This is a genomic window from bacterium (assembly GCA_037131655.1).
Lineage (GTDB): Bacteria > Armatimonadota > Fimbriimonadia > Fimbriimonadales > JBAXQP01 > JBAXQP01.
This window is the reverse complement of record JBAXQP010000054.1, coordinates 1-12,169: the sequence shown is the minus strand read 5'-3', so window position 1 is coordinate 12,169 and position 12,169 is coordinate 1. Positions and strand designations below refer to the sequence as shown.

Sequence of the window (12,169 nt, the reverse complement as noted above, 5' to 3'; positions counted from 1 at the left end):
TGCGGATTGCCAACCGATTCGCCGTAAATCGCCTTGGTCTTGTCGGTGATAGCATTTTTAAAGGCCGATGGGTCTGACGGATCGACAAACTTTACATTAATACCCATCTTTGGTAAGGTGTAATGCAGAAGTGTATGAGTACCACCATAAAGGGTTGATGCAGAAATAATCTCATCCCCCGCCTGCGCGATAGTGAACAGAGCAATCAGCTCAGCCGCTTGGCCTGATGCGGTCGCTAATGCGCCCGTTCCTCCTTCAAGCGCGGCTATTCTCTGCTCAAAGACATCCTGGGTCGGGTTCATTATTCGGGAATATATGTTGCCGAACTCTTTCAGGGCAAATAGATTCGCAGCATGCTCGGTGTTCTTAAACACATATGAGGTGGTTTGATAAATAGGAACTGCGCGTGCTCCTGTTTGAGAATCCGGTTCCTGCCCCGCATGTAACGCCAGAGTATCAAATCCAAGCTTCTTTTTATCTTGTGCCATAACTTTCACCTTTCATTCATCTAGGAGAGACTACCAAACTTGATACTTAACTAATCCAGTCAAGCTAGCAAGTTATACCTTCTCCTGTTTTGTTGAGTATATAAGACTATACTGCTGTGCTTACGAGAAAATACCAAACTAACGGGGAAATTATATAAAAAGTGATAATAAGAGGATAACGGCATACCCCATCAGTGTCATTGCAAGGATGCTTGTGGCTGACATCCTACCCGCCCTTCGATTAGGGATACGGATAGCTGCCGTAATCCCCCTTGAAAAGATCAAGGCCGTCTCAAAAGAGACGGCCTTGATTAGAGTTTCTGGGTCAAATGAAGTTACTCTTTGTCCCAGATTGATTTTTTGTTCTAGTTATGAAGTTTGTCCATTCCCTTAGTAGCCTCAGCCATGGCGGCTTTATCATCGACCAAGCTGCCGCGCTTGCTGAACATAACTGCGCCAGCTAGCGCTGCAACAGCAATAACAACAATGGTTGTTCTCGTTGCTGTTGATATATCTTGAACGATAATCGGGGCAATTAAAAGAGCGACCAGGTTCATGACCTTGATCAACGGGTTAAGCGCAGGACCAGCAGTGTCCTTAAACGGGTCGCCAACGGTATCGCAGATAACGCCAGCTTTATGGTTCTCGGTACCCTTACCGCCAAACCATCCGTCCTCGATTAGCTTCTTTGCATTGTCCCAAGCGCCGCCTGAGTTCGAGAGCAGTACGGCCATAAGCTGTCCGGAGATAATTGCGCCGGCCAAATATCCTCCAAGACCTGCAGCGCCGACTTGAGCGGCGGTCATGGCAACACCTTCTGAATTTGTTACGTCAGTGGTGAAGAACCCAAGACCAAAACCGACCAAGACAGGCAGCGAAATTGCCAGGATGCCAGGACCAAGTAGCTCTTTCTGTGCTCCAGCGGTGACGATTTTCACGCAGCGAGCATAGTCAGGTTTGCTAGTTCCCGCCATGATGCCGGGATCTGAATGGAACTGTCTTCGCACCTCGGCAATCAACTGACCGGCAGTACGTCCAACGGCATTAATGGCAAATGCAGAGAATAGGAACGGGGCTGCACCGCCAATTAACAGACCGATGAATACCGCAGGGATATCCAGTCTAATACCGAAGCTCAGCAAGTCTGCATCCGCCATAAATGAACGGAATAGCGAGACGGCAGCAATTACCGCAGTCGCGATAGCAAACCCCTTGGTCAAAGCCTTGGTGGTATTGCCAACAGCGTCAAGTCGGTGAACGATTTTGTCGCCCGGAAGAGCGCCGCCCTTGAAGTCGGGATTCTTCTTGTCTTCTTCCAACACACCGGACATCTCGAAGATGCCGTTCGCGTTGTCGGTGATGGGGCCGAAGGTATCCATCGCCAGGATGTAACCGGTAGTCGCCAGAAGGCCAAGACCGGAAAGCGCCACACCATAAGCTGCCAGCATTGCGTTGCCGGAGAAGATGATGAGTGAGGCTGCCAACGATACGGATATCGCAAGGACGCTCCAAACAGAGCTTTCGAGACCACTTGCGAAGCCGGAGATGATCATCGTTGCGGGACCGGTTTTAGAAGCCAAAGTAATCTCTTGGACAGGCTTCTTATGAGTTGATGTGAAGTACTCGGTCATGCGACCAATAACCAAAGCCAAACCGATTCCTGTTGCCGTGCACAGGAAGAAACGCCACCACTCATAAGTAGTATCGCCGACGGTAAAGCCATCTTTGAACATCACATACGAGCAGATAGCGAAACCGACGAGTGAAACTAGAGATGAGACTGTAAAGCCATGGTTAATGGGCTTCATTGGGTCGAGGTTCACGTCATCCTTGCCTCGAACGCTAAAGACACCGATAACGGAAGCCACAACACCGGCCGCACGGATGATGAGCGGATAGAGCGTAAGCATAAGCGCCATCTTCATCAAATCCGGATTTCCGCCCCATATAGCGACGGGAACAACTGCGGCGCCAAGAATGATCGCCGCAACCAAAGTGACTTCGTAGCTTTCAAAAACGTCTGCGGCCATACCTGCGCAGTCACCAACATTATCGCCGACGTTGTCTGCGATAGTAGCGGGGTTGCGCGGGTCGTCTTCAGGAATGCCGGCTTCGACTTTGCCCACCAGGTCAGCGCCGACGTCAGCAGCCTTGGTGAAAATGCCTCCACCAACACGCATGAACAACGCTGCAAGAGATCCGCCGAAACCGAAACCGATCAAGACCAACATCGCTTGATGCTTGTAGACGATAAAAATCACACAAGCGCCGATAAGCCCTAAACCAACGGTCATCATACCGGAGACTGCGCCGGCTTGGAAGGCTGTTTCAAGAGCGCCCTTGAAGGTCGTTCTCGCTTTGTTAGCCGTTCGCTGGTTGGCTTTGACAGCCATCGACATACCGACATATCCGGCGAGGTATGAGGCAGCAACACCTAAAAGGAAAGCAACCGCTACACCAGCCGCTAAGGCTTGATCGTAACCGGCATCAGTTTGTCCTCTGAAGAGGAAGAAAAGACCGATCGCGATGAGAATAACGAGCGGCGCCATCGTTGTAACTTGCTGCTTCAGATAGGCAAACGCTCCATCTTGAATCGCCTTGCCAACTTCTTGCATTTTCGCAGTGCCTGGACTCTGCTTGTTGATTTTTATCAACCAATAAAGCCCAAAGCCGACGGAAATGAAGCCGAAGACGAGGACAAGGTAGACGATTCGCATCGCCCCCTCGTAGCTTTCAAACGGAGGCAAACTAACGGCCTCGCTCGCGAACGCGCTTGAGCAGATCGCTGCCAGTAATGCTGTTACTAAAGTGGTAAACAGACGACGCATCCAAGGCGCCGCGCTGTCATTCTTAACTTGTTTCGTTATAGGAATAAACATTTCGCAGGAAAATCCTCCTTGACTCGTAAGTACGTCTCCGCACTTATTAGTAGACGGAGCACGCCAAGTAATTATAACCTTAAAACACCCTTATAAGTCAAGAAATCGGACAGAAAGAACTATGGCTGATAGTTCAGCTTATCATTGTTGAGGTATGCTTTGAAGATATGCTTCTGAATTAAAATGCTGAAGCAGGAATTCCGGTTGTCCTTGTGGTAGTTACTTATGGTTCTTCTTTGACAAGTGGGTCCTTATGGGGGGAAATTAATCATGTCAACGTCTGAAGAGAAATCAAGCAACAGCCTTGTTAAGTTAGCCGTCCTCGATTTAGCGGGAACGACTGTGGATTACGGAAGCTGCGCTCCAGCACAGGCTTTCGTTCAAGTATTTAAAGAACAAGGGATTGATATAACCATGGCTCAAGCCCGTGAGCCGATGGGTCTTCAAAAATTAGACCATATCCGCGCCATCTCCAAAATGCCATCGATTGCTCAACAATGGCTGCAAGTGAAAGGTCATCCTTTTGACGATAAGGATGTCGAAAAGCTCTACAAAGCTTTCCAGCCAATTCATCTCAAAGCCATCCCTAGCTACAACCAACTTATCCCCGGCACCTTAGCCGTTGCCGAATCCTTCCGGAATATGGGCATCAAAATTGCCATCAATTCCGGCTATGACAAGCAAATATTGGATATAGTCCTTGGGGGGATGAAAGAACAGGGTTTCTGCCCTGATTTCGCTATTTGCGCAAGCGAAGTTCCGGCGGGACGACCTGCACCCTGGATGCTTTTACGCACGATGGAAATCCTCAATTCTTACCCACCGGCATCTGTGGTGCATATCGGCGACACACTGTCCGATGTCCAATGTGGCTTAAACGCTGGTGTTTGGAGCGTTGGCGTTACCATGACGGGCAACATGATCGGCTTGCCATTCGATGCGGTTGAAGCGTTGTCTGGAGAAGAACTTGCTAACAAATTGCATGCCGCTAAAACCAAAATGATCAGCTCTGGAGCGCATTATGTAGTCAGTGGTATCGCAGGTTGTATCGCTGTTATTGAAGAAATTAACCAGCGGCTAATCCGTGGCGATCGCCCGTGGTATGGCTTAGAGGTATGAAGCAGGACATTTTAAATGTGACCCATAACTGGGCGGACGGCAGCGCCAATATCGCTATCGAAGGGCTTGAAGCGCCAGTGCGTATCCTCCATCTTACCGATGTCCACCTGCGCTATATTGATGAGCGCGATATACACCAACAGGATAACATTCAGGAAGAAACCCGAACCGTAGGCGGTCCTCACCAGCTTGGCTTCTATGAGCTTATGGAACAAGCCCCCTCAATGAATCTGGACTTGTTAGTCTTTACCGGCGATATGATGCACTGGCCGACGAAAGCGAATATCGAGCGTTTGAAAGAGACGGCTGACAAGACCGGCGTGCCTTTTATTTTCACCTCCGGCAATCATGATTACCTCTATCCGCAATTGAAAACAGGTTTTGAGAAGCGTCAAGAAATGTGGCCAGTGCTTGACCCCCTCACCGAAGGCCAACCGGAATGCTTTAACGCCGATGTTGGAGGTATTCGTTTTGTTGGAATTGATAATTCGCTCTATCAAGTCACTCCCCGCCAACTTGCCTTTGCCAAAGAGCAGTTGGCGAAAGGGATGCCCACCGTTTTTATTATGCACATCCCAATCAGCCTTTCAACCCTACGCCCTGCTGCCATAGACTATTGGGGCGCACCGATTTTAATGGGCGATTTAAGATGGGATCAAGACAGCGAAGACCGCAAATGGACTACTCAGTGGAATACCCCCGAAACGCTCGAATTCCTTCACCTCATGTCTTTTAGCCCAAACCTGGTAGCTATCCTATCCGGCCATCTGCATTTTAACCATGCCGATTCAATTAACCGAAACGCCGTCCAATACGTAACCGAAGCCGGCTGGGACGGCGCCCACCGCTTAGTCGAATTCGCCCCCTTAATCAGAGAGCCATAATCTGGTTTATGTTAGAAACGCTAAGACAGCGTTCCGAGGCTACTAAAAGAGACTGACAGGGTAAAGCCTACACTTATTATTGGGGTCAGTTGTCCAACTTAAGCTGAAGATCTTCAGTTACTGGATGATTATGCTTCCATTCATGGGCGAAGTCTTTAAAGGCTTGTGTGGACAGGGCTGGGCTGATGTAGTACCCTTGGATGAAATCACAACCGCTTGAGCGTAATATCTCCATCTGCGTCTTGGATTCTACCCATTCGGCAGTCACCTTAATACCTTGGCGATGAGACATCTCAACTATGGAGCGCACAAGAGCGTTGTCGTTCTGGTTATACTCGATGTCTCTGATAAACGACCCATCTATTTTTATATGGGACACTGGGATGTCTTTAAGACGCCTGAGCGAAGATCGTCCCTTGCCGAAATCATCGATAGCCATGTTAATGCCGTGATCCCGCACTTTATGCAGAGTCGCTATTATTTCTTCATCCTTGGTGGAAAAGTCGGTTTCTGTCACTTCCAGATTAAGGAGTTCTGCATCAAGCCCGGTTTCTGATAAAGTAGCGATGACTGATTTGAGCCATTCAGCATCATGAATCTGCTTGATTGATACATTCACATTTATTCGTGACAAGTGTATCCCTTCGCCGTGCCAAGCCACTGTCTGAGCACAGGCGGTTTGCAGTACATAATCACCGATTATGCCGATCAAGCCCATCTCTTCAGCGATTGGTATGAAGAGATTCGGGGCTATCATCCCTTTTTCAGGATGTTTCCAGCGCAAGAGCGCCTCGGCGCAGAGAATGCTATTATCTTCTAGACTAACGATCGGCTGGTAGTGCACATCGAACTGATTATTTGCTAAAGCCTCATGAAGATCATGTTCCAATACGGCTCGTTGTTGATTATCAACATCCACATCTCCAGTAAACCAGCAGAAAGTCCCTCTACCTGCTTGCTTGGCCTTATACATCGCCGCGTCTGCGAATTTAAGGAGAGTGACGCTATCGATGGCATCTGATGGGTAGTTTGCTATGCCAATGCTCACTCCGCAAGTTATCTTGTGGTTTTGAAAAATATATGGTCTGCTGAGGACGTCAATCATTCGAGAAGCTAGCGATTCCACATTCGACCGATTGGGGCTGTTCGCAAGAATACAAGTAAATTCGTCTCCGCCCATTCTTGCCAAGACATCCTCTGAACGAAGACATGATTGCAATCTCTTTGAGGCTTCAACAAGCAGTAAATCACCCACGGGGTGTCCCAGGGTGTCGTTGATCAGCTTGAACTTGTCCAAATCGAGGAAGAGCACGGCCATCGAGTCAAATTTATTGCCAGAACCGTTTTTGATAAGTTCGCCTAGACGCTCATCGAAGTAATAGCGATTGTGCAATCCCGTGAGTGAGTCGTGGGTTGCCATGAGCGTCAACTCAAGCGTCTTTGCCTCAAGCAATTCATTTGCGTACTCCTTCTCAGCAGAGGAAATGGCTAGCGCTTCTTCAGTCTGTTTTTTTAACAGCGCCAAGCCAATACTATTGCCGACCCCTTCAAAGAACTGGACCATTTCGAGTGTCAAACAGTCCTCTTTCCGGTTGTTGAGCTGCAGAAGACCTACGATCTTTTGGTTGGCGTAGATTGGAATGAGAGCAACTGATCGGTAGCCATCATGTATGCACCGGTTCCTCGGATAAAGCCTTGGATCCTGGAAGGATGGAAGGTCTAAGAGTGCCTTTGAATAATTAGTCCAGAAACTCCCTCCCGCTGTAAAGAGAGGATTTGCCGGATCGGTCTGCCCTGTGATCACCAGGCCACATATGCATTCAAGCTTGAGGCTGCCGTCGCTATTCATGCAAGCGGCTCCCTGCAAATCTCGGATCACCAGCGTGTTCTCAGTAAGTAGAAAATCATTCGAAAAGCCGCTTTGGGCATAGTATGGGAAGTCGTCGTCGTTTTTAAACCGAAGTCCCACAGCGTCGAATTCAGTTTCCTGCTTGATTGCCATAAGAATACGGTTAATCGCGTCAGACAAGGCAACAGGCTCATTGAGAATGCTCATGATTTCAGCCGAAAGCTGTCGGTGGCTCTCCATCTGCTTGCGCTTAGAGATGTCGGAATGCGTGCCGATGACGCGCAGTGGTTTGCCCTCACCTGTCCACTCGATCACTTTGCCCCGGTCAAGAACCCACTTGTATCTTCCGTTTTTACAGAGAACCCTGTGCTCGTTTTGATAGGTTGGGGTTTCGCCGCGGAAGTGCTTATCTAAGTCCTCGAAACACTGTTTCTTGTCATCAGGATGGATGCGGCTGTCCCACTCATCCAACGTGTCGCCGATTTCAGCTTCCGTATAGCCGAGCATTGATTTCCACTGTGGTGAGAAGAACACCCGGTTGGTCTGCGAATTCCAGTCCCACACGCCGTCGCCCGCGCCGCTCAACGCATATTGCCAGCGCTCCTCGCTCTCACGCAGCGCCTCCTCCGCCTGCTTGCGCTCGGTGATGTCTTGAACCGTGCCAATCATTTTCACGGCTTGCCCTGCGCTATCCACGATTACGTTGGCTATCGAGTGAATGATGCGCCTTTCGCCATTGTCAGGCCGAATGACGGTATAGTCAATTTCGAATAGTGTTCTGCCGGCAAGCGCATCTGCAACTGCGCCATTCACGAACTCATGTTCCGTTGGATCAACTACTTGGAGAAATGCGTCAAACGACGGCTTTACCTTTTCTGGGTCAATGCCGTGAAGGAGGTAGTTTTCCTCTGCCCAGTAGAGCTCGTTCGTGATCAGGTCCCATTCCCAATTGCCCAGATGCGCAACGTGCTGCGCACTCTTCAGACGGCTTTCACTTTCTCGTAGAGCCTCTTCAGCCAGTTTGTGCTCGGTAATATTTTCGACCTGGGATATAAAATAGAGCGGCTTGTCCTGGTTGTCCTTCACCAATGAAACGCTCAACAGAACCCATACCACGTTTCCCTGCTTGTGGTAATAGCGCTTCTCCATCTGGTAGGTTGAAATTTCGCCTGTCAGCATTTGATTTACATAGGCAAGGTCGGACTCCAGATCATCCGGATGCGTTATATCCTGGAATGTCTTGGTTATAAGCTCCTCATCAGAATATCCGACAATATCGCATATTGCCTGGTTGACCTTAAGCCAGTGACCTTCGGGAGAGACAAGCGCCATACCGATCGGCGCATAATTGAAAGCATTGAAGAATCGTTCTTCGCTCTCGCGCAGCACTATCTCCGCCCGCTTACGCTCGGTGATGTCCCAGTTCGTACCAATCATGCGCAATGGTTGACCAGAGGCATCGCGCAGCACAATGCCTAGGGCGCGGATATTGCGGATGCTTCCGTCTGGCCAGAGTACACGGAACTCGGTATTGAATTCCTTTTCACCGCGCAGCGCCAACTGGATTTCGGCATCCCCTTGCGCCATGTCTTCCGGATGAAGCCCCGTTCGCCAACTCTCGTACGCACCGCCAAATGTCTCCTGCGTGATCCCATAGAGGTTATACATCTGGTTATCCCAGTGAAGAACGTCATTGACTACATCGTAGTCCCATATACCCACCCCGCCTGCGCGAGTAGCCAGCGACAGCCGTTCAGTTGCCAAAGCTTTCGCTTCCTCCGCTTGTTTGCGTTCGGTGATGTCGGTAACGAAGCCGTGCCAAAGCACTGATCCATCCTCTTGCATCTGCGGGACTGCGTTGCCGTAGAGCCAGCGCACTGTGCCATCGTCATACTTCACTCGAAACTCAGGATGCCAAAGAGTTAAATCCTGTGCCGATTCCTGAATACTGGCGACAACGCTGGCATAGTCATCCGGGTAAATAGTTGCAAATATTTTGGATGCATCTTCACGGACTTCATCAGGACTGATCCTGAATATCTCATTGAGTGCATTGCTGGCGAAAGGCATACAGGAACTACCGTCAGGTCGCAATCTAAATTGATAAACGAGTCCGGGCACCTGATCGGAGATTTTCAGGAGACGATCCAGCGCCTCGTTCAACGCCTCCTCCGCCCGCTTTCGCCCTGTGATGTCGGTAGAGATGTTGCAGAAGGCATAGATTTCGCCTGATACGCTAAAGAGTGGGAACTTGAGGGAGAGGTAAGTATGAACACCATCTTCCTGCGGCACAAGCTCTTCTGTCTCGAAATGTGCCCCAGTTTGGAAAACTGCTTTGTCGTTCTTATTAAACGTTTCAGCCACGTCGCGGGGGAAAATATCATAGGAGGTTTTCCCTTGAACCAATGCATTTGTTGTATTAAATAACTTTTCGAAATGTCGGTTGACAAGAAGATAACGGCCCTCCTTATCCTTCAAGTAAACAACAGCGGTAGCATTATCCATGATAGCGCGCAGTCGTTCCTCGCTCTCTTGCAGAACTTCCTGCCCCTGGATCAGCTCCAGATAGAAACGCTTATGTTGATTATCCCAGATAAGTCTAAGACCTAAGCCCATGCCAACGATCAGAATGCCCATAAGGGTGAATAATTCCAGCGCTTGTTTTTTCAGAGGGGCGTAGACTTCCGAAACATCCATTTTGGAAACAATAAACCACCCTGAGTTGGGAATGGCGCGTAGGGAAGCAATCACTGGAACGACCCGATAATCTTTCCCCTCCACAACCCCTTCCTGCCCCAGCGCCGCCTTTACGGCAGGAACCTCTTTATTACTTAATGAAATTTGCAGCTTGAGTGGAGGGGAATTTTGAAATCTTTGGTTGCTCAGGAAGAGTACATGGTCCCCCTCTCGCCGAACAAGCAGGGATTCAGCCGAATTGGTGGGCACTGGCCACTCATTAACGTTGGCATATAAGTGGGTGGGATTAATCCGTAAAAAGACAACACCCAACGGTTTATAGCCATTGGCCGCGTCAAGGATAGGTACCAACACCGCCATGTTCACTTCATTGTGGACATCACAAAGGAAGAAGTCCACAAACGTTACCTGTCTTGAGCGTAGTACTCCTGGAATCGCCAGGCGGATCTCATTTGCGATGGGCGATCTATCGTTGAAAGTTGTAAGACGAGTTGTACCCTTTAAATCCAGCAAGCGAGCGTGATCGAAGTGGTACTTATCGGGATACAGATTGATCCATTGCTGAAGTTCGCGCTGCGTGGCCGCATCCCCCGGCTTATCGAAATAGCGACGCACCAACGCGCTAAAGGCGAGGTTCTTAGACAGTAATTCGCCATCCTTCAGATAATCTTCACGCCAATTCATCAACCAATTCATTTTCAATTTCGAGACAGTGGAAACCTCCTCCTCCTCCTCAGCGAGAGTTTTCTGTCTGAGGTTTTGGAAGAAATATAATCCAAAGGAAATAATCACCGTTGATGCGAGGATAAAAAATAGAATAAACAAGTATGAGGTTCGTTTTGATAAGGCTTCCGGCTCCTCGTTCAAATGCCAGATGCGTTCTATCGAAGCGATCATGAGCGCAGTTCCAAACATCAGGAATGCAATAGACGTTGGAAGCGCTGGGGGAATAATAATGCTGTTATAAAGCAGGGGGGATCCAACGATATAGCCCAAAAGTAAAGTGATGCTGAATATAAGGCTTAGAAGGATGAGCCCGAAGATGACCCTTGCTTGCCACATCTTGCCAGACAAGAAGAACCCCAGCAGCGAAAACCCGTAAAGCACAAAGCAGAAAGCCGTAATAGGAGACATATGCCCGATTCTTGCACTGATAAAATGAAAACCGAGGTGTTCAAACCCTGGACGGATACCTTTAAAAGACAGCGCTAATAGAATCAGGGCTACGAGCGTGCTAAACCAACCAAATACAAGACCTACCGTGCGTGCTTTATGGCTTTGTGGCTTAAGGACAAACAGGATGAGCGCCGATCCAGATAACACTAAGAGCAGAGAGGTGCTTGGCGCCATCGGTGTTCTGCCTATGGCATAGGTGGTAAGAAGAGAAACGTGTGTAATCCACCCAATAAGAGCAAGTAGCCCAACCCCAGCCGAAAGGCTAGCAAAGAATACTGAAATGCTATGCGCATTAGGCTTCTTTTGATATTGGCTCTTCTTTGCTGAATGATTTTCAAATCGCATTAGTGCCTCATTTCAGATAACACTTATCAGTGATTACCCCTCAAGAGATTCATGAACCCTATTTAATACTTTAGCGTGCAATTAATAGTATTCAACATAATAACACAAAAATCCTCTTTTTTTTCAGAACAAATATAAAAAGATATTGGCACAGAGTATCAAGTAAAGGGTATTTATTCATACATGGAGAGCAGTCTGAGCGCACTCGACTTTCAATTGCCAGTCGAAGCCGAGCGACCGGAAGAGAAACTTAAACCTATATTGGACGCTGTGGGAGAAAAACTCGTTTTCGATACCGAGGAAGCTTCCAAGCTAAAAAGAGTGGCGCGGAATACGGTCAAGCAGTTTACTCCTAAGCATCGAATTTATCTCCCCTTATTAGCCAAAGCGATGGGTGATTACAATCCGGAAGTCCGCTTCTATGCCAGCCGCGCAATCAGAAGAATAGGCGGCGACCTAACTGAAATCACTCCAACAATCGCCGCCGCTGCTACTCATCCCGACTGGGCGATCACAAGCGAAGCGATTCTTCTATTATGCAAAATCGGCGGCAATTTAGCCGAAACCATCCCCGGCATTGCCAAGTTAGCCATTGCCGCCGCATCCCCCATATCAGGCCCCGCCATTAGCCTGCTAAGTAAATACGGCAATCAAAACCCAAGCGTTGCGCTTCCCGCCCTAAGAATGGCCGCCAGAAACATGAGCGCCCCCTTCTCCCACAACCTCAAAGCC

Annotated in this window: 6 protein-coding genes; 3 read left to right on the top strand and 3 right to left on the bottom strand. The window is 48.9% G+C overall.

Annotation, left to right across the window (positions count from 1 at the left end):
* Positions 1–488: PLP-dependent transferase (locus tag WCO51_04105; protein ID MEI6512442.1), on the bottom strand; the 488-nt coding region annotated here is incomplete at its 3' end.
* Between the two features lie 365 nt (positions 489–853).
* A complete protein-coding gene (locus WCO51_04100; GenBank protein ID MEI6512441.1) occupies positions 854–3,367 on the bottom strand; it encodes a sodium-translocating pyrophosphatase in 2,514 nt (837 codons plus the stop codon).
* 270 nt (positions 3,368–3,637) lie between these two features.
* On the opposite strand from WCO51_04100, the gene phnX reads away from it, so the two are divergent.
* Together phnX and WCO51_04090 are read left to right on the top strand one after the other, a co-directional pair.
* On the top strand, positions 3,638–4,486 hold the full coding sequence (gene phnX / locus WCO51_04095; GenBank protein ID MEI6512440.1) for a phosphonoacetaldehyde hydrolase: 849 nt from the start codon (positions 3,638–3,640) through the stop codon (positions 4,484–4,486).
* On the top strand, positions 4,483–5,370 hold the full coding sequence (locus WCO51_04090) for a metallophosphoesterase (GenBank protein MEI6512439.1): 888 nt from the start codon (positions 4,483–4,485) through the stop codon (positions 5,368–5,370). Before phnX ends, WCO51_04090 begins: the two co-directional genes overlap by 4 nt.
* 85 nt (positions 5,371–5,455) lie before the next feature.
* On the opposite strand, the gene WCO51_04085 is transcribed toward WCO51_04090, so the two are convergent.
* Entirely contained in the window at positions 5,456–11,437 is a 5,982-nt protein-coding gene (locus WCO51_04085) for a PAS domain S-box protein (protein MEI6512438.1), read from the bottom strand.
* 183 nt (positions 11,438–11,620) lie between these two features.
* Here WCO51_04085 and WCO51_04080 point away from each other — a divergent pair.
* On the top strand, positions 11,621–12,169 hold a 549-nt coding region (locus WCO51_04080; GenBank protein MEI6512437.1), incomplete at its 3' end, for a HEAT repeat domain-containing protein.

Excerpts from the sequence above, each read along its gene's own strand:
- WCO51_04100 (MEI6512441.1), bottom strand. The coding sequence starts at position 3,367 with ATGTTTATTCCTATAACGAAACAAGTTAAGAATGACAGCGCGGCGCCT.
- WCO51_04085 (MEI6512438.1), bottom strand. The coding sequence starts at position 11,437 with ATGCGATTTGAAAATCATTCAGCAAAGAAGAGCCAATATCAAAAGAAG.
- phnX (MEI6512440.1), top strand. The coding sequence starts at position 3,638 with ATGTCAACGTCTGAAGAGAAATCAAGCAACAGCCTTGTTAAGTTAGCC.
- WCO51_04090 (MEI6512439.1), top strand. The coding sequence starts at position 4,483 with ATGAAGCAGGACATTTTAAATGTGACCCATAACTGGGCGGACGGCAGC.